The 17,218-nt window shown below is 67.0% G+C and carries 17 protein-coding genes; 4 read left to right on the forward strand and 13 right to left on the reverse strand.

Features of this window, described 5'->3' with window-relative positions:
* Window positions 1-6: 6 nt before the first annotated feature.
* The 3 genes from CFB35_RS14860 to imuA are packed head-to-tail and all read right to left on the reverse strand — an operon-like array spanning window position 7 to window position 5,368.
* A complete protein-coding gene (locus CFB35_RS14860; RefSeq protein ID WP_089465169.1) occupies window positions 7-3,225 on the reverse strand; it encodes an error-prone DNA polymerase in 3,219 nt (1,072 codons plus the stop codon).
* 6 nt (window positions 3,226-3,231) lie between these two features.
* Entirely contained in the window at window positions 3,232-4,728 is a 1,497-nt protein-coding gene (locus CFB35_RS14865; protein WP_089465170.1) for a DNA polymerase Y family protein, read from the reverse strand.
* Window positions 4,661-5,368 carry a translesion DNA synthesis-associated protein ImuA gene (gene imuA / locus CFB35_RS14870; RefSeq protein ID WP_059575600.1) on the reverse strand — a complete coding sequence of 236 codons (708 nt, stop codon included), beginning with the start codon at window positions 5,366-5,368 and terminating at the stop codon, window positions 4,661-4,663. The genes CFB35_RS14865 and imuA overlap by 68 nt, the downstream gene beginning before the upstream one ends.
* 212 nt (window positions 5,369-5,580) lie before the next feature.
* Between imuA and CFB35_RS14875 the strand changes: the two genes are divergently transcribed.
* Together CFB35_RS14875 and CFB35_RS14880 are read left to right on the forward strand one after the other, a co-directional pair.
* Window positions 5,581-5,889, forward strand: a complete 309-nt coding sequence (locus CFB35_RS14875; RefSeq protein WP_063892418.1) for a VF_A0006 family four-cysteine protein — start codon at window positions 5,581-5,583, stop codon at window positions 5,887-5,889.
* 113 nt (window positions 5,890-6,002) lie between these two features.
* A protein-coding gene (locus CFB35_RS14880; RefSeq protein ID WP_089465000.1) for an IS3 family transposase occupies window positions 6,003-7,363 on the forward strand; the annotation gives its coding sequence in 2 pieces (ribosomal slippage) (window positions 6,003-6,465 and window positions 6,465-7,363; 1,362 coding nt in all).
* A 75-nt stretch (window positions 7,364-7,438) separates the two neighbouring features.
* On the opposite strand, the gene CFB35_RS14885 is transcribed toward CFB35_RS14880, so the two are convergent.
* Window positions 7,439-8,254 carry a MetQ/NlpA family ABC transporter substrate-binding protein gene (locus CFB35_RS14885; protein ID WP_089465171.1) on the reverse strand — a complete coding sequence of 272 codons (816 nt, stop codon included), beginning with the start codon at window positions 8,252-8,254 and terminating at the stop codon, window positions 7,439-7,441.
* Window positions 8,255-8,463: 209 nt separating this feature from the next.
* Window positions 8,464-10,104, reverse strand: coding sequence for a methyl-accepting chemotaxis protein (locus CFB35_RS14890; RefSeq protein WP_089465172.1), 1,641 nt, complete (start codon window positions 10,102-10,104; stop codon window positions 8,464-8,466).
* Between the two features lie 261 nt (window positions 10,105-10,365).
* On the opposite strand from CFB35_RS14890, the gene CFB35_RS14895 reads away from it, so the two are divergent.
* Window positions 10,366-10,656: a YciI family protein gene (locus tag CFB35_RS14895; RefSeq protein WP_006477740.1), complete on the forward strand. Its 291-nt coding sequence runs from the start codon at window positions 10,366-10,368 to the stop codon at window positions 10,654-10,656.
* Window positions 10,657-10,795: 139 nt separating this feature from the next.
* On the opposite strand, the gene CFB35_RS14900 is transcribed toward CFB35_RS14895, so the two are convergent.
* Genes CFB35_RS14900 through CFB35_RS14920 form a run of 5 tightly spaced genes read right to left on the reverse strand, consistent with a single transcriptional unit; the run spans window position 10,796 to window position 14,878 of the window.
* A complete protein-coding gene (locus CFB35_RS14900; RefSeq protein WP_059576142.1) occupies window positions 10,796-11,413 on the reverse strand; it encodes an SCO family protein in 618 nt (205 codons plus the stop codon).
* 18 nt (window positions 11,414-11,431) lie between these two features.
* A complete protein-coding gene (gene cyoE, locus CFB35_RS14905; RefSeq protein ID WP_059576139.1) occupies window positions 11,432-12,334 on the reverse strand; it encodes a heme o synthase in 903 nt (300 codons plus the stop codon).
* Window positions 12,335-12,342: 8 nt separating this feature from the next.
* The gene (locus CFB35_RS14910) at window positions 12,343-13,455 is read right to left on the reverse strand and encodes a heme A synthase (protein WP_059576136.1); all 1,113 of its coding nucleotides are present in this window, start codon (window positions 13,453-13,455) and stop codon (window positions 12,343-12,345) included.
* 25 nt (window positions 13,456-13,480) lie between these two features.
* On the reverse strand, window positions 13,481-14,107 hold the full coding sequence (locus CFB35_RS14915) for a hypothetical protein (protein ID WP_059576133.1): 627 nt from the start codon (window positions 14,105-14,107) through the stop codon (window positions 13,481-13,483).
* A 60-nt stretch (window positions 14,108-14,167) separates the two neighbouring features.
* Window positions 14,168-14,878, reverse strand: a complete 711-nt coding sequence (locus CFB35_RS14920; RefSeq protein WP_059642790.1) for an SURF1 family protein — start codon at window positions 14,876-14,878, stop codon at window positions 14,168-14,170.
* 84 nt (window positions 14,879-14,962) lie between these two features.
* Here CFB35_RS14920 and CFB35_RS14925 point away from each other — a divergent pair, with 84 nt between their 5' ends.
* A complete protein-coding gene (locus CFB35_RS14925) occupies window positions 14,963-15,172 on the forward strand; it encodes a twin transmembrane helix small protein (protein ID WP_006477735.1) in 210 nt (69 codons plus the stop codon).
* 184 nt (window positions 15,173-15,356) lie between these two features.
* Here CFB35_RS14925 and CFB35_RS14930 read toward each other — a convergent pair whose 3' ends face one another.
* The 3 genes from CFB35_RS14930 to CFB35_RS14940 all read right to left on the reverse strand — a co-directional run bounded on the left by CFB35_RS14930 (window position 15,357) and on the right by CFB35_RS14940 (window position 17,192).
* Entirely contained in the window at window positions 15,357-16,214 is an 858-nt protein-coding gene (locus CFB35_RS14930; RefSeq protein WP_006486364.1) for a cytochrome c oxidase subunit 3, read from the reverse strand.
* 152 nt (window positions 16,215-16,366) lie between these two features.
* Complete coding sequence (locus tag CFB35_RS14935) at window positions 16,367-16,567, reverse strand: DUF2970 domain-containing protein (protein WP_059642688.1); 201 nt, start codon at window positions 16,565-16,567, stop codon at window positions 16,367-16,369.
* Between the two features lie 13 nt (window positions 16,568-16,580).
* Window positions 16,581-17,192: a cytochrome c oxidase assembly protein gene (locus CFB35_RS14940; protein WP_089465173.1), complete on the reverse strand. Its 612-nt coding sequence runs from the start codon at window positions 17,190-17,192 to the stop codon at window positions 16,581-16,583.
* Between the last annotated feature and the right edge of the window lie 26 nt (window positions 17,193-17,218).

The following is a 17,218-nucleotide window of genomic DNA, read 5'->3' on the forward strand; positions in this document are numbered from 1 at the left end:
GAGGAATCAATGGAATTCGCGGCTCGACGTGCGCAAGCCGCCGAGCAACGGCGTCAGATCCTCGAAATGCTGCGCGACGAGGTGCCTCACGTCGCTGACGACCTGCCACACGCCGGACGCCGCGAGCAGCCGCGAATCGAGCGTTTCGCGGCGCTGCCGCGCGAGCAGCTCGGGCCGGACGATCACGTTCACGCAGCCCGTTTCGTCCTCGAGCGTCATGAACATCACGCCTTTCGCGGTGCCCGGCATCTGCCGTGCGATCACGAGCCCGCACGCGCGCGCGAGCCGGCCGTCGGGACGATCGCGCAACTCAGCCGCGGACGACAGGCGCTGCGCGCGCAGCGCCGGCCGTAGCAGCGCGACCGGGTGGCGGTTCAGCGTGAGGCCGGTGGTGTGATAGTCGGCGAGGATGTCGTCGGCTTCCGACGGCGCGCCGAGCGCGGGCTGCTCCGCCTCGTCGATCGGCGCGGCGGCCAGCAGGTCGCGCTCCGGCGCCGCGGCGACGGCCTGCCACAACGCATCGCGGCGATGGCCGGCGAGCGTCGCGAGCGCGTTCGCGGCGGCGAGCGCTTCGAGATCGCGGCGTTCGAGCTGCGCGCGGCGGGCGAGGCTGTTCACGGTGTCGAACGGGCCGGCGGCGCGGGCGGCTTCGATGCGCCGCGCGGCGGCTTCGCCAAGGCCGCGCACGAGCGACAGGCCGAGCCGCACGGCCGGTTGGCCATGTGGAGGCGGCTGATCGGGCAGCGCCTCGAGCGACGCTTCCCAGCCGCTTTGCGTGACGTCGATCGGCAGCACCTTCACGCGATGGCGCTTCGCATCCTGCACGAGTTGCGACGGCGGATAGAAGCCCATCGGCTGGCTGTTCAGCAGCGCGGCGAGAAAGATCGCGGGCTCGTGGCATTTGAGCCAGCTGCTCGCGTACGCGAGCTTCGCGAAGCTGGCCGCGTGGCTTTCGGGGAAACCGTATTCGCCGAAGCCCTTGATCTGCTCGAAGATCTGTTCGGCGAATTCGCGCGTGTAGTTGCGTTCGAGCATCCCGCTGATGATCTTGTCCTGATATTTCTCGAGATTGCCCTTGCGCTTCCATGCGGCCATCGCGCGACGCAAGTCATCCGCTTCGCCAGGCGTAAAACCCGCGGCGACGATCGCGATCTGCATGACCTGCTCCTGGAAGATCGGCACACCCAGCGTGCGAACGAGCACTTCCTTGAGCGCGTCGCTCGGATACGTGACCTCGCCCTCCTCTTCGCCGGCGACGATCCTGCGCCGCTTCAGGTACGGATGCACCGCGCCGCCCTGGATCGGGCCGGGCCGCACGATCGATACCTGGACGACGAGATCGTAGTAGTTGCGCGGCTTCAGCCGCGGCAGCATCGACATCTGCGCGCGCGATTCGATCTGGAACACGCCGACCGTATCGGCACGGCAGATCATGTCGTAGGTTTCCTTGTCATCCTGCGGAATGTGTTTCAGCGTGAACGGTTCGCCGTCCGGTTCCGGCGGCCCGCGCCACGCGGTGCGCAGGTCGAACGCGCGATGCAGCGCCGACAGCATGCCGAGCGCGAGCACGTCGACCTTCATCAGCCCGAGCGCCTCGAGATCGTCCTTGTCCCACTGGATCACGCGCCGCCCGTCCATCGCCGCGTTCTCGACCGGCACGAGCCGCGTGAGCTTGCCGCGGCTGATCACGAAGCCGCCCGAATGCTGCGACAGGTGACGCGGAAAATTGAGCAAGCGCCCCGCCAGTTCGGCCCATGCCTTGATCATGGGCGTCGCCGGATCGAGCCCGGTCGACGCGAATTGCTGCAGCAGATCGCGGCTGCCGTCGAACCAGCGATGCCCCTTCGCGACCCGATCGACCAGCATCGGATCGACGCCGAGCGCCTTGCCGGTTTCGCGCAGCACGCCACGCGGGCGATACGTCGAGACGGCGGCCGCGAGCGCGGCGCGGTCGTGCCCGTATTTTTCGTAGATGTGCTGGATCACCTCTTCCCGACGCTGATGTTCGAAGTCGACGTCGATGTCGGGCGGCTCGCCGCGCTTCTCGCTGATGAAGCGCTCGAACAGCATCGTGCTCTGATCGGGATCGACCTCGGTGATGCCGAGGCAATAGCAGACGACCGAATTCGCGGCCGAGCCGCGGCCCTGGCACAGGATATTCTGGCTGCGTGCGTATTTGACGATGTCGTAGACGGTCAGGAAGAACGGTTCGTAGCTCAGCTTCGCAATCAGGTCGAGTTCATGGCGGATCAGCTTCTCTACCTTTTCCGGGATGCCGTTCGGATAACGCACGGCCGCGCCCGCCCGGGTTTCCTGTTCCAGATAGCGCGTCGGCGTGAGCCCCTTCGGCACGATCTCGTCGGGATATTCGTAGCGCAGCTTGCCGAGATCGAAATCGCACGCATCGAGCATCGCGCAGGTTTCACCAATCTCTTGCGGCGAAAACAGCTTCGCTATCCGTCCACGCGCACGCAGATGCTGCTCCGCATTCGGCGCGAGCGCATACCCGCACTCGGCCACCGGCATGCCGATGCGAATCGCCGTCATCACGTCCTGCAACGCCTTGCACGAACGCCGGTGCATCGTCACGTCGCCGAGCGCGACGATCCGCACGCCGCGCCGTTTGCCGGCCGCACGAATCTCGTCGCGCTGCGCGCCGTCGAGCGCACGCTGCAACTGCACGAGCCCGAGCCGCGCGCGCTCGCCGAACGTCGCGCGAAACCAGGCGACCTGCGCATCGAGCACGTCCGCCCGCACTGGATACGTCGGCACGAGGATCGCGAAGCAGTCGGGCATCCCGCGCAAGTGGGCAAACTCCGCCGGCGGCGCCGACAGCATCCGCGACGTCAGCGTGTAAGTGCCCTTCGGCGCCGCCATCCGCCGCCATGAAATCAGCTCGGAGAGATTGCCGTACCCGTCGCGGTTCTGCGCGAGCAGCACGAGCCCGAACGCACCGGGACCCGGATCGTGGCCGGGCGCGACTTCGTCCGGCGTGACGTCGAAATACGAACCGACGACGAGCGGCAGCCCTTTCGCCGTCGCGGCGACATGCATGCGCGGCGCGCCGGCGAGCGAACATTCGTCGGTGATCGCGATCCCGCGATAGCCGAGTTCCGCCGCGCGCTCGACCAGTTCTTCCGCATGCGACGCGCCATGCAGGAACGAAAAATTCGAGCGGCAGAACAACTCCGCGTAATCGGGCAGCAAACTGAATTCCGCAACCATCTCCGCTCACCCGAACAAACCGTGCAAAAACCAGCGCGGGGCCGCCTGACTGCTCGTCCGCTCCTTGAATACCCAGTAGCACGCGCCCTCTTCGTCCTGCGCGACGTGGTAATCGCGTGCGATCAACTGCCCGTCGAACCACCCGGCTTCGATTCGCTCGGCCGACGACATCATCCGGAGCGGCGTATGGAATACCGGCCGCTCGCCGCGCATCAGCAGCGGCAACGGTTCGGCCAGCAACCACGCGGGACGCGGCGGCGCAGCGGGCGGACCGGCGACCGGCTTGCCCGCTTGCGCATCGAGCGGCAGCCAGCGGTTCGCGGCCTCGGGCCGGTAATCGGCGACGGGTGCCGCGCGCAGCACGTTGTCCGCGCCGAGCCGCGCGACCAGCAGTTCGAGCAACCGCTCGCGGGTTTCCCGCGTACCGCCCGGCTCCGGGAAAAGATCGTCGGCCGGCGGCGCGACCGATTCGACGCGCGTGGCCTTCAGCCGCACCGCGATCACCGCGGCCGGCAACTCGACGCGCGCGAGCCGCTCGCCGAGCAGCCGCATGAAATGCACCTCGTCGCGCACGGGTGCGGCGAACGCGAGCGCGAGCGGCGTCGGCGGCACGGCCTGACGGCCGCGCTCGTGCTCGAGATCGAACGTCATCGCGGCCAGCGACAGTTGCCGCGCGGCCAGCCAGCCGCATAGCTGCACGACGAGCCGCCGCGCGGCGAACAGCACGGCTTCCGCGTATTCGACGCGCTCCGCCAATTCGAGCCGCACGTCGAATACCGGCGGCACCGCCATCCACGCAAGCGGCTCGACCGCTTCACCGTATGCACGATCGAGCGCGGCCAGCAGCGCGGGACCGCAGCGCCGCTGCAGCCCCGCGCGCGGCAGGCGGCGCAGATCGGCGAGCGTGCGGCAGCCGAGACCGTCGAACCAGCCCGCATATGGGCGCGCATCGGGCAGCAGCACACAGGGCAGCCGGTCGAGCGTGCGGACGAGCGAGGCCTGGCGCGCGACACGCCGCCGGATGCGGGCGCGCGCCGACGTGCGCGCGAGCAGCCACGCGCCGCGCCCGGTCGGCGCGGCGGACAGGCGCACCGCATAGCCGAGCGCCGCGAGCGTCGCCCGCACCTGGCGGCACAGCGACGGCAGGCCGCCGAACAGGCGCAGGCTCGGGCCGACGTCGACGATCAGCGTGGCTTCGTCGTCGAGCGCGACGCACGGCGAGAAGCGCAGCAACGCGAGCGCGACCGCGCGCAGCGCATCGGCTTCGCGGGCGGGATCGCGTTCGACGAGCTGCGTCGCGGGTGCGAGCGTGAGCACGCCGCCGCGCTTCATGCCCGCACGTACGCCCTGCCGGCGCGCGGCCGCATCGGCGATCAGCACGACACCCTGCTCAAGCACCGCACAGCCGGCCTCGCTGCCCTCGCCAGCCGCTGCATCAGACGGCGGCGGGACGCACACGTCGAGCGGCAGGCGCGGCAGATGGATGCCGAGCAAGACGCGCATAGCGGCTCTCCACGATGGGTGACGGCAAATCGAGCACGAGCGGCTCGCTGCGCGCGGGCCCGCGACGCTTGACGATGTCGAGCGACACGCCGCCCGGCACCGGATGCAGCGCGACGCGCAGCACGGCCGGCGACGGTTGCCGCGCGACCGACAGCGGACGCAGCATCACGAACAGCGTGTCGCCCGTGCGCGCAGCCGCGAGATGCAGACGCCGCAGCGCATCGGGCCGCGCGTCCTGCCAGAGCAGCAGCGCGCCGCAACAGCCGGTCTTGAGCGCCTGCTCGGCGGCCCACAGCGCATCGGTGCGGCTGCCTGCGCGCAGCCACAGCAGCGCGTCGGCCGGCACGCCGAGACTGGCGAGCGCGGTGGCATGCGGCGCCTGCGGCGGCGCGACGAGCGCAAGCGGCCGCCGCGCGCTGACGGTGCGGGCGAGCGCGGGCGCGAGCAGCCGCATCTCGCCGCGGCCGGGCTGCGCGGCCAGTAGTTCGACGAGACCGCCGACCGGCCAGCCGCCGCCCGGCAACTCGGCGGACAGCGGCGCGAAGCCCGTTTCGACCGTGCGGGGACCGCCGCGCGCGAGCTGCGAGCCGCGCCAGAGGGACGGATGAAGGGATTCGGGAGTAATGGAGGATGCGAGCATGACGCCACCCACAACTGTATGGATATACAGTATATGGCAATGCGTCCGCGTCGCACAGTACTGGTACGAAACCGGTTTTCGTCGGAAGAAACCGGGGAAAAGCCGGCGCGCCCGTCATGACCCGCCGCGCCGGTTCGGGCGCAACGCGCCAGCCGCGTTGATCGCTTTACGTTATGCTGTCCGCCGACCCGATCCACACCATCGGAGGAGACTTGAAACGAACGATTCGTGCAATCGCATGCGCGACGGTCGCGCTGGCACTGCCGGGAGCAGCCTTCGCGCTGACCGACGGCAACGCGCAATACGACGACTGCATGCTCAATGCGCTACGTGAGAGCCGCAACGGCGCCGCCGCGCAGCTGATCCAGCGCTCGTGCGACGCGCTGTACCGCAACAACGCGATGCTGCTGCCGCGCGAACGGCGCTTTCACGAATGCGTCGTGCAGTCGCTGCCGGGTGTGCGCGACAACTACGCAATCCAGCAGATCATGTCGATCTGCTCGCGGCGCGGGGAGATGTGAGCGGGCGCTGACCTCCGGGCGGCCGCCAAGCGGCCGCGCCAATGAAAAAGGCCTGCGCGATGTGAACTGCACCCCAAAAGTTGGACACCCGTCCAACCTTTGGGGTGTTTTTCATGACGAAGTACAACGAGCAGTTCAAGCAACGCATCGTTGACGAGTATTTTTCCGGTGGAATTGGCATCCAGTCCCTGGCTGCCCGGCACGGCGTGGGGCGTACGGTGATCCGGCGCTGGGTGGCAAGTTACAGGGAGCATGGCAACGCGGGGTTGCGCAAGAAACACGTTTGCTACGATGCTGAGTTCAAGCTATCGGTACTGCAGCGCATGTGGCGAGACGAGTTGTCATACGGCCAGGTGTCGGCCTTGTTCGACATTCGTGGCGCGGGCTGCGTCGCCGGCTGGGAGCGCCTGTATCATGAGGGCGGTATCGATGCACTGTCCCCTCGCCGACGAGGGCGCCCCCGAAAGATGGCCACTTCACTTCCGCCCAAACCCACTGAAACCGGCTCACCGGATGAACGCACACGCGAGGAATTGCTCAAGGAAAACGAGTATCTGCGTGCGGAGGTGGCCTACCTAAAAAAGCTCGATGCGCTGCTGGCGAAGAAGCAGGCAGCGCAAAAGAAAAAGCGCAAATAGTGCGCGAGCTTAGGCAACACCATCCGGTAGCGGCACTTCTGAAGGCGGCCGGTCTGGCGCGCAGCACGTTCTATTACCAACTCGGGACGCTGAACGTTGGCGATCGCCATGCCGATCTCAAGGCGAGGATCCGGGCGGTGTTCGACCATCACAAGGGCCGCTACGGCTATCGACGCGTCACGGCTGCGATTCGGCAAACCGGGCATCTCGTCAACCACAAGGCTGTGCAGCGGCTGATGCAGCAATTGCAGCTGAAGTCCCTGCTGCGCCCGAAGAAATATCGTTCGTGGCGAGGTGAGGTCGGCAAAGTCGCGCCCAACCTGTTGCAACGTCAGTTCAGCGCCACGCAGGCCAACCAGAAGTGGGTAACGGATGTGACGGAATTCAACGTCGGCGGGCAGAAGCTGTATCTGTCGCCGGTAATGGATCTGTACAACGGCGAGATCGTGGCCTACCAGATGGACCGACGCCCAAGCTTCGAGCTGGTCAGCAGCATGCTGAAGAAGGCATTGGCCAAACTCAAACGCACGGACAGACCGTTATTGCATTCGGACCAAGGCTGGCAATACCGAATGCCGGCGTTTTGTCGGCAATTGAAGCGACGCAAGCTGACTCAAAGCATGTCGCGCAAGGGGAACTGCCTCGACAATGCTGCGATGGAAAGCTTCTTCGGCACGCTCAAGTCCGAGTGCTACAAGGGACATCGCTTCACTTGCGTGGAGCATTTGCGCGACACGCTCGAGCGCTACATCCACTACTACAACCACGAACGCATCAAGCTCAAGTTGAAAGGGCTGAGTCCCGTGCAATACAGGACTCAGCCCTTGGGCGCCTAGCCTTTAACTGTCCAACTTTGCGGGGTCAGTTCAATGCAGGCCTTTTCGTTCAGCGGTCCACCCGGTGAGCGGCGTTCAGAACGACGCGACCATCGAGCCCTTGAACTGCTTCTTGATGAATTCCTTCACTTCCGGCGACCGGTACGCCTTCACCAGCTTCTTCACCCACGGCTGATCCTTGTCCTTCGCGCGCACGGCGATCAGGTTCGCGTACGGGCTCGTCAGCGCTTCGAGCGCAATCGCGTCCTTGGTCGGCTGCAGGTTCGCAGCCAGTGCGTAGTTCGTGTTGATCACGGCCGCGTCGACGTCCGACAGCACGCGCGGCAGTTGCGCGGCGTCGAGTTCGGAGATCTTCAGCTTCTTCGGGTTCTCGGCGATGTCGAGCACCGTCGCGTTGTTGCCGCCCGTGCCGGCGCCCGCCTTCAGCTTGATCACGCCTTGCGTCTGCAGCAGCAGCAGCGCGCGGTTCTCGTTCGACGGATCGTTCGGCACCGCGAGCTTCGCGCCCTGCGGCAGATCCTTCAGCGACTTGAACTTCTTCGAATACACGCCGATCGGCGAGATGTAGGTCAGGCCCGCGCTGACGAGCTTGTAACCGCGCTGCTTCACCTGGCTGTCGAGGTAAGGCTGATGCTGGAAGCTGTTCGCGTCCAGGTCGCCCGAATCGAGCGCCGCGTTCGGCTGCACGTAGTCGTTGAACTCGATGACCTTCACGTTCAGGCCTTCCTTCTCCTTCGCGACCTTCTGCACGACTTGCCACACTTGCGCATCCGGGCCGGCGACCGTGCCGACCTTGATCACCTTGTCTTCGGCGTGCGCGCCTGCCGACAGCGTCAGCGCGGCGCCGGTGGCCAGCACGGAAAATACCTTCAGGAGACTGCGACGCTTCATCTGTTTCTCGCTTTCTTGCTTGACTGAAATGGGGCGCGATACGGGTATGCCCGGACTCGCACGAAGGGGCAAATGGTGTCACAGGATCGGCGGGAAGTGAAATACATCCCGCTCATATGGGTATGCACCAGCGCAGTGCCGGCGACCGCTGCACGACTCGGCCGTTAGTTGCGTTCCTGCCGCGACGCATCCCCCTCACGCGGCATGCGTCACACCGCCGCCAGCCCGTCGCCCGCCTTCGCGCTACCGAATGCCGGTTCGGCGGCCGTGCCACGGCCGCCCTGCGACGACGGGCCGCCGGCATTGCCGACCCGGAACGCGCCGACCGCGTCGCGCAGCCGCGCGGCCTGTTCCTGCAGCGACGCGGCCGCCGCCGCGGCTTCCTCGACCAGCGCCGCGTTCTGCTGCGTCACCTGGTCCATCTGCGTGACCGCGCGGCCGACCTGCGTGATGCCGCTCGCCTGCTCCTCGGACGCGGCCGCGATCTCGCCCATGATGTCGGTCACGCGCGCGACCGCCTGCAGGATCTCGCCCATCGTCGTGCCGGCCTGGCCGACCAGCGCCGAGCCGTTGCGCACGCGCTCGACCGAATCGACGATCAGCGCGCGAATCTCCTTCGCGGCCGTCGCGCTGCGTTGCGCGAGCGAGCGCACCTCGCCCGCGACCACCGCGAAGCCGCGGCCCTGCTCGCCCGCGCGCGCGGCCTCGACCGCCGCGTTCAGCGCGAGGATGTTGGTCTGGAACGCAATGCCCTCGATCACGCCGATGATGTCGGCGATCTTGCGCGAGCTGTCGTCGATCTCGCCCATCGTGCCGATCACGCGGTTCACGACGTCGCTGCCCGTGCGCGCGATGTCCGACGCGTTGTTCGCGAGCCCGCTCGCCTGTCGCGCGTTGTCGGCGTTCTGCTTCACCGTCGCGGTCAGTTGCTCCATGCTCGCGGCCGTTTCCTCGAGTGACGCGGCCTGCTCCTCGGTGCGCTGCGACAGGTCGTCGTTGCCGGCCGAGATCTGGCGGCTCGCCGACGCGATCGATTCGGCCGACTGGCGAATCCCGCCGATCGTCGCCTGCAGCCGCGCCTGCATGTCGTGCATCGCGGCCATCATGCTCGTGCGGTCGCCCGCGCGCACCGGCACCGGCTGCGTGAGGTCGCCCCGCGCGATGCGCGCCGCGAGCGCGGCCGCTTCGTCCGGCTCGCCGCCGAGGCTGCCGCGCACGTTGCGGATGATCACCAGCATCGCCGCGCTGATCACGAGGCCGATCACGAACACCACGGCCAGGTGGCCGAGCAGCGTCCGGTAGTAGACGGTGTCGATGTCCTTCAGGAACACGCCGCTCGAGATGTTCCAGTCCCACGGCGCGAACCGCGTGACGTAGCTGATCTTCGGCACGGCCGTCTCGCTGTGCGGCAGCCGCCCGCGATACTCGGCGAACCCGCTGCCGGTCGCCTTCGCCGCGTTCAGGATCGTCACGAACAGCGGCTTGCCGTCCGGATCGAGATAGTCGCCGACCTGCGTGTTGACGAGCTTCGGCAGCGTCGGATGCATCAGCACGACCGGCTTCGAATCCATCACGAACACGTAGCCCGAATCGCCGTAGCGCATCGCGGCGAGGCTCGCGAGCGCGTCGCGCTTCGCGTCGGCCTCGGGCAGCGTGCCGCTCTGCGCGAGCGCGTGATAGGCCTTCACGATGCCCGCCGCCGAATCGACGAGATTCGCGATGCCGGCCTTGCGTTCGGCGAGCATCGTCGCGCGCGTCTCGTAGGCGCTCCATGCGCCGACGCCCAGAAGACCGATCCATACCAGCGCAAGCGCGAGCCACAGCTTGCGGTTCAAACTCATTCTGCTCATCTGCGTGCCTCTGTCGATGTCGATGCCTCCGGCGCGCGAACGGCCTGCCGCGCGCAAACGGTTGCTCTTTCATTTACGGCAACGAGGCTTACATCTTGAATACGCGTGGCCGCGGCGAACCGGCGTTCGACTGGCAGCGCCACCAGCCGCCCGCCGCCCGCCGCCCGCCACGCGGCTCGCCGGCGCGACAGCCCGCATCCGCTGTGCTAAAAAGACCGGCTGGCCGGTGCGCGGCGCGCCGGCATCATCCCAGGGCCATCCATGTACGTCATCGACATCCACTACACCGCGTCGCTCGAGCGCATCGACGACGCGCTCGAACGCCACCGCGCGTATCTGCAGCCGCAATTCGACAAGGGCATTTTCATCGCGGCGGGGCCGAAAGTGCCGCGCGAAGGCGGCGTGATCCTCGCGGCCCGCATCGATCGCGACGAACTCGACGCGATCCTCGAGACCGACCCGTTCGTCACCGAGGGGCTCGCCACCTATCGCGTGACGGAATTCCGGATCACGCGCGCCGCCTCCGGCTTCAACGTGCCGGCGCTGCCGTAACGCGGCTGCGGCGCGATACGCGCGCATGCCGACGCGCCGCCCGGCGGGAGCGCATGCACACGACGAAGATAGAGGGAAAGCGTGGCGGCGCGAACGGCCGTCACGCAAAACGCCGGGCCGGGCGCCCGGCGGCTGCCGATCAGTCGACCAGCAGCTTAAGATCGTGGACCCACGGGGCCGGGCCCTGGCCGTCGCGCACGAACAGGCGCAGCTTGCCGTCGCGGTCGAACACGTAGCTCGCGGCCGTGTGATCCATCGTGTAGCTGCCGGGCGTCTTGCCGGGCACCTTCGCGTAATACACGCGGAAATCCTTCGTGACCTTCTTCAGCGCCGCTTCGTCGGCCGGCCGCAGGCCGATGAACGACGGATCGAACGCGGGCACGTACTGGCCGAGCAACGCCGGCGTGTCGCGCTCCGGATCGACGGTGACGAACAGCACCTGCACGCGCTTCGCGGCATCGGGCCCGAGCTGCTTCAGCGCTTCGGACAATTCGGCCATCGTGGTCGGGCACACGTCCGGGCAGTGCGTATAGCCGAAGAACATCACGACGGCCTTGCCCTTGAAATCGGCGAGCGTGCGGACCTTGCCGGTCGTATCGGGCAGCGAAAAGTCGCTGCCGAACTGCGTGTTGCCGGTGATGTCGAGATTCTGGAATTTCGGCGCGTTGTCGCATCCGGCAAGCAGCAGCGCTGCCGCGAATGCGCACGCGAGCATCCAGCCTTGGCGCGCGCGGCGCCCGAACCGTGATGGGAGCATTGCGTTCAAACCGTGCGGTTACACGCCGAGCAGCGGGCGTGCATAGTGATCGACGAGCAGCGCGACGAACAGCAGCGACAGATAGACGATCGAGTAGCGGAAGGCCTTGCGGGCGAGTTCGTCCGAATAGTCGCGATGGATCTTCCACGCATACGCGAGGAACACCGCGCCGAGCAGCACCGCGCTCGTCAGGTAGACGGCGCCGCTCATGCCGGAAATGAACGGCATCATCGTGACCGCGAACAGGATCACCGTGTACAGCAGGATGTGCAGCCGCGTGAACTGCTCGCCGTGCGTGACGGGCAGCATCGGCAGCCCGGCGTTCTCGTAATCCTTGCGGCGATAGAGCGCCAGCACCCAGAAATGCGGCGGCGTCCATACGAAGATGATCAGCACGAGGATCCACGCGTCGCCCGGCACCGCGCCGGTGACGGCGGCCCAGCCGAGCGCCGGCGGCATCGCACCCGACGCGCCGCCGATCACGATGTTCTGCGGCGTCATCGGCTTGAGCAGCAGCGTGTAGACCACCGCGTAGCCGACGAACGTCGCGATCGTCAGCCACATCGTCAGCGGATTCGTGAACGTATAGAGCGTCCAGGCGCCGACGCTGCCGAGCACGGCCGAGAACAGCAGGATCTGCGGCGTCGTGATCTCGCCGCGCGCGGACGGACGCCACGCGGTGCGGCGCATCATCGCGTCGATCTTCTGTTCGACGAGGCAGTTGATCGCGAACGCGGCGCCGGCCAGCAGCCAGATGCCGACCGTGCCGCCGATCAGCACATGCCACGGCACCATGCCCGGCGTCGCGAGGAACATGCCGATCACCGCGCAGAACACCGCGAGCTGCGTGACGCGCGGCTTCGTCAGCGCCATGTACTGGGAAAAGCGGCTACCGGGCGATTGGGAGAGGGTGCTTTGCATGGGGGCGGTCACGCCGGGGCGGCGTCGCGCGCAGGCTGCGCGACACGGCCGGGGCGGCTTGAAAGGATGCGAAAGTTTAACATGACGACGAGCAGCAGCAGGATCGCGGCCCCGCCGTTGTGCGCGACGGCGACGGGCAGCGGCCACTGCAGCACGATGTTGGTCAGCCCCGTCACGAACTGCAGCAGGACGACCAGCAGCACGCCGTTCGCGGGCCGCCGCAGCGACTCGAAGCGGCGCATTTTCAGCGCGAACGCAACCAGGTACGCGACCACGACGAACGCGAACGTGCGGTGCGTCCAGTGGATCGCCACCAGCGCGTCCTGCGTGATCGCGTCGCCGTCCTTCGTCATCCCGAGCGCGCGCCACAGGTGGAAGCCGTGCTGGAAGTCCATCGGCGGAATCCACTGGCCGTTGCAGGTCGGGAAGTCGGTGCACGCGAGCACCGCGTAATTGGTGCTCACCCAGCCGCCGAGCGCGATCTGCACGACGAGCAGCACGAGCGCCGCGAGCGCGGCCGCGCGGTAACGCCCGGCCTCCGGGTCATGCGACGGCAGCGGCGTCTGCCGCGCCGCAAGCCAGCCGAGCGTGCCGAGCAGCGTGAGGCCGAGCAGCAGGTGGATCGTGACAATCACCGGCTGCAGCTTCATCGTGACCGTCCATGCGCCGAACGCGCCCTGCACGAGAATCAGCAGCAGCAGGCTCGTCGGCCACCACGGCGACACGTGCAGCGGGCGGCGGCGCAGCCGCGCGGCCCACGCGATCACCACCTGCGCGATGATCAGCACGCCGATCGCCATCGCGAAATAGCGGTGGATCATCTCGATCCACGCCTTCGTCATGCTGACGGGCCCCGTCGGCATCGCCTGATGCGCGGCCGTGATCGCCGCGTGCGCGATGAACGGCGACGACGTGCCGTAGCAGCCGGGCCAGTCGGGGCAGCCGAGGCCCGAATCGGTCAGCCGCGTGAAGCCGCCGAACATCACGAGGTCGAGGGTCAGGAACGTGGTGATCCACACGAGCTTGCGGAACTTGTCGTCGTCGGCCTTCACCCACACGTACGACAGCGGCAGCAGCGCGATGCACAGGCCGATCAGGCCGAGTTGCAGTAGATACGACATCGGAATGGTGCCTCGTTCTCTCGCCTTAACCGATGCTCGACCACTTCAGCAGCTTCGTCACGTCCGACTTGATCTTGCTGGGATTCGGGTCTTTCGGGAAACGCATCATCAGGTTGCCGTTCGGGTCGACCAGGTAGAGGTGGTCGCTGTCCTTCGTGCCGGCGTCGGCGGGCAGCCACGCGGCCACCGCGGCCGGATCGGCGACGAGCCGGCGCGTGTCCGGATACGCGTCCAGCACCTTCTGCGGCACCGCGCCCGCATCGCTGCGCAGCCACACCATCGTGATCCGGTGCCGCTCGCCCGCCTGCGTGACGCGGATCTGCCGCATGAAATAGAGCTTCTTCGCGCACGCGTCGTCGCACGCACTGCGGTCGGTCATCACGAACAGCCAGACGCCGCGCAGCGACGACAGCGGTACCGTCTTGCCGGTTTCGTCGGTCACCTGCAGATCGGCCGGGATCGGGCGCTGCGGCTCGATCAGCGTGCCGTAGTTCGTCGATCCGCCCTTCGGCTTGATCACGTAATAGGTGAAGTACGACGCGATCATCGGCGCGGCGCACACGAGCCCCAGTAGCACGAGCATCCAGCGGCCGCGCTTGCGGGCCGCCTGCGACATCGGCGCGGCGGCCGGACCCTGACGGGAAGATTGCATGGACAAATCAGACCTCTCGAAACGAACCCGCGGCGCCGGCGCCGCGTCCTGGCACGACGCTCACGCGCCGGCCGACTTCTTCGCCGCACGCCGCGCGGCGTACAGGCCGAAGCCGAGCGCGGCGGCCGCCATCGCCCACCACTGAAACATGTAACCGTAATTGCGCTCGACGCCGGTCGTCGCCGCCGGCCAGTCGCGCACGAGCTTGTCGCCGTCGTCGCTCGTCTGCTGGATCACGAACGGCTGCAGCGGCAGCCCGGTTTCCTTCGCATACGCGGCGACGTCGAGGTTCTGCCGGATCTTCTGGTGCGCGGCCGACCCGCCTTCGCCGAGCTCGAACGCGCGCGACGCGTCGGCGCGCGCGATGCCGACGATCTCGACGTCGCCCGCCGGCGTCGCGAACGGCTCGATCGCCGTGCGATCGGCGATGTTGCGCGGCAGCCAGCCGCGATTCACGAGCACGACGCCGCCGCCCGTGAGTTTAAGCGGCATCACGACGTAAAAGCCCGGCTGGTCGTTATACGGCCGATTGTCGAGGAACACCGCCTGCTCCGGCATGAAACGGCCCTTTGCCCGCACGCGATGAAACTCGATCGACGCGAGCGGAACCGGCTGCGCGCCGATGTCGACGGGCGCCGCCTGCTCATAGCGCGCGATGCTCGCCTGCAGCGCTTCCTTCTGGTGCGCGCGGTCGCGCTGCCAGAAACCGAGACGGATCGTGACGGCGACGACGACGAGGATCAGCAGCGCGGGCAGCCAGCGAATCTTCATCGTGCGGCCCGCCCGGCACATCCGCGAAAACGAAGTGCGATAATTATCCTCTTCCTTTCGAATTGCCGTCGTCCGGTTCGTGTCATGCACATCCTCGTTCCCATCGCCTTCGTCCTCATCATTGCCAGCATGGGCTCGGCGCTCTACTTCATGATGCACGACCGCGGCCACACGAAACGCATGGTCTGGTCGCTCGCCACCCGCGTCGGGCTGTCGGTGTCGCTGTTCCTGCTCATCCTGTTCGCGAACTGGATGGGCTGGATCCATTCGACCGGCCTGCCGATCGGGCGTTGATGCCGTTGCCGCCGTGGCACGCCGTGACCGCTGTGACATTTAGCCGCACGGCCGCGCCACCAAGCAAAAGCGCCGCCTGACTGAGTCGCGGCGGCGCCGGGGCCGTGTCGCTCGCGGCTTCGCCGCCGCGCCCACGACACCAATGAAAACGGCCCGCGCATCGCTGCGCGGGCCGTTTTTCCATTTACAGCCAGTAGACGACGACGTACAGGCCGAGCCAGACGACGTCGACGAAGTGCCAGTACCACGCGGCGCCTTCGAATGCGAAGTGATGATCGGGCTTGAAGTGGCCGCGGATCATCCGCACCAGCACCACCGCGAGCATCGTGCCGCCGAGGAACACGTGGAAGCCGTGGAAGCCGGTCAGCAGGAAGAACGTCGAACCGTACACGCCGGAGTTCAGCGTCAGGTTCAGCTCGTTGTACGCGTGGTAGTACTCGAAGCCCTGCAGGAACAGGAAGCAGATCCCGAACACGAGCGTCGCGGCCAGCCATGCGATCGCCTTCTTGCGATGATCGTCGCGCAGCGCGTGGTGCGAGATCGTCAGCGTCACGCCCGACGACAGCAGGAACGCGGTGTTCAGCGTCGGGACCGGCCACGGGCCCATCGTCTTGAAGTGACCGGCGAGCGCGGCGGGGCCTTCGTTCGGCCACACGGCGGAGAAGTCCGGCCAGATCAGCTTGTAGTCGAGGCTGCCGAGCTGGTGCAGCGCGATTTCACGCGCATAGAACAGCGCGCCGAAGAACGCGCCGAAGAACATGACTTCCGAGAAGATGAACCAGCTCATGCTCCAGCGGTACGACTTGTCGACGTTCTTGCCGTAATGACCGCCTTCCGATTCGGCGATCGCGTCGCCGAACCAGTGATACAGCGTGAAGAGCAACCACAGCAGGCCGAGCAGCGCCGTGAACGGCGCCCAGTCGTGACCGTTGATCCACAGCGCTACCGAGCCGAGCATGACCAGCAGGCCGATGGCCGCGCTGATCGGATGCTGCGACGGATGCGGCACGAAATAGTACGGGGTCTGGTTTTGACCGCTCATGCTTGATTCTCCACTTCAGTCCAATTTGTGTACCGGAAACCGCTCCGGCTTTATTTCTTGCGCGGCGAGACCGCCACCGCTCGTTCCTGCACGCCGCGCCGTGGCGCCGCGCACTGCATTCTGTCTGGCCCCGGGCCGCTAGCCGCGCGCCCTCAACCCACCACCGCACGCACGATCAGGATCAGCACGCCGATGAACACGCCGGCCGCGATCAACGCGACGATCAGCACGTGCAGCGGATTGAGCTGCGTCGCGTCGGCCTCCAGGTCGCGCCGCTTGCGCACCCCGAAGAACGACCACAGCACCGCTTTCAGCGCCTGACCGAACGTTCCGCTCCGCTTGGTTTCCGTCATCGCCCCGTCTCCGTCATGCGTCCGGCTTCGCCGTACCCTGCGCCGCCGCCGTACTGCGCTGCGCCGGGGCCGGCGTGGCCGGGGTATTCAGCTCGAAGAACGTGTACGACAGCGTGATCGTCTTCACGTCCTTCGGCAATTTCGGGTCGATCACGAACACCACCGGCATCTTGCGCGACTCGTTCGCGGTCAGCGTCTGCTGCGTGAAGCAAAAGCACTCGATCTTCTTGAAGAACTCCGTCGCCTGCTTCGGCGCGTAGCTCGGAATCGCCTGCGCGACGACCGGCCGGCCCTGCCCGTTCGTCACGTCGTACACGATCGTCGTCAGTTCGCCCGGGTGCACGTCGAGGCTGTTGTGCTCCGGCTTGAACCCGAGCGGCCCGCGTGCGTTCGCATCGAACTCGACCGACACCGTGCGGCTGTAGTCGACCTGCGAGTTCTTCACCTCGCGCTCGCTGACATCGCGCTGCACCAGGTTGTTGATGCCGGTGATCTGGCAGATCGCCCGATACATCGGAATCAGCGCGAAGCCGAAACCGAACATCAGCCCGGCCACGACGAAGAGCTTCACCAGCATCGAACGATTGAACGCGCGATCCACGGCGCCCTCTTCCGGCTTCGACATACGACGACTTCCTCGCTACTGCGTCA

This window comes from Burkholderia sp. AU16482 (genome assembly GCF_002223285.1).
GTDB classification, from domain to species: domain Bacteria; phylum Pseudomonadota; class Gammaproteobacteria; order Burkholderiales; family Burkholderiaceae; genus Burkholderia; species Burkholderia semiarida.

What these genes read in the sequence shown, in the direction of transcription:
- CFB35_RS14935 (WP_059642688.1), bottom strand. Translation starts at nt 16,567, where the DNA reads ATGACGGAAACCAAGCGGAGCGGAACGTTCGGTCAGGCGCTGAAAGCG.
- cyoE (WP_059576139.1), bottom strand. Translation starts at nt 12,334, where the DNA reads ATGCAAAGCACCCTCTCCCAATCGCCCGGTAGCCGCTTTTCCCAGTAC.
- CFB35_RS14940 (WP_089465173.1), bottom strand. Translation starts at nt 17,192, where the DNA reads ATGTCGAAGCCGGAAGAGGGCGCCGTGGATCGCGCGTTCAATCGTTCG.
- CFB35_RS14885 (WP_089465171.1), bottom strand. Translation starts at nt 8,254, where the DNA reads ATGAAGCGTCGCAGTCTCCTGAAGGTATTTTCCGTGCTGGCCACCGGC.
- imuA (WP_059575600.1), bottom strand. Translation starts at nt 5,368, where the DNA reads ATGCTCGCATCCTCCATTACTCCCGAATCCCTTCATCCGTCCCTCTGG.
- CFB35_RS14930 (WP_006486364.1), bottom strand. Translation starts at nt 16,214, where the DNA reads ATGAGCGGTCAAAACCAGACCCCGTACTATTTCGTGCCGCATCCGTCG.
- CFB35_RS14925 (WP_006477735.1), top strand. Translation starts at nt 14,963, where the DNA reads ATGCACATCCTCGTTCCCATCGCCTTCGTCCTCATCATTGCCAGCATG.
- CFB35_RS14895 (WP_006477740.1), top strand. Translation starts at nt 10,366, where the DNA reads ATGTACGTCATCGACATCCACTACACCGCGTCGCTCGAGCGCATCGAC.
- CFB35_RS14860 (WP_089465169.1), bottom strand. Translation starts at nt 3,225, where the DNA reads ATGGTTGCGGAATTCAGTTTGCTGCCCGATTACGCGGAGTTGTTCTGC.
- CFB35_RS14890 (WP_089465172.1), bottom strand. Translation starts at nt 10,104, where the DNA reads ATGAGCAGAATGAGTTTGAACCGCAAGCTGTGGCTCGCGCTTGCGCTG.
- CFB35_RS14915 (WP_059576133.1), bottom strand. Translation starts at nt 14,107, where the DNA reads ATGCAATCTTCCCGTCAGGGTCCGGCCGCCGCGCCGATGTCGCAGGCG.
- CFB35_RS14865 (WP_089465170.1), bottom strand. Translation starts at nt 4,728, where the DNA reads ATGCGCGTCTTGCTCGGCATCCATCTGCCGCGCCTGCCGCTCGACGTG.
- CFB35_RS14920 (WP_059642790.1), bottom strand. Translation starts at nt 14,878, where the DNA reads ATGAAGATTCGCTGGCTGCCCGCGCTGCTGATCCTCGTCGTCGTCGCC.
- CFB35_RS14900 (WP_059576142.1), bottom strand. Translation starts at nt 11,413, where the DNA reads ATGCTCCCATCACGGTTCGGGCGCCGCGCGCGCCAAGGCTGGATGCTC.
- CFB35_RS14910 (WP_059576136.1), bottom strand. Translation starts at nt 13,455, where the DNA reads ATGTCGTATCTACTGCAACTCGGCCTGATCGGCCTGTGCATCGCGCTG.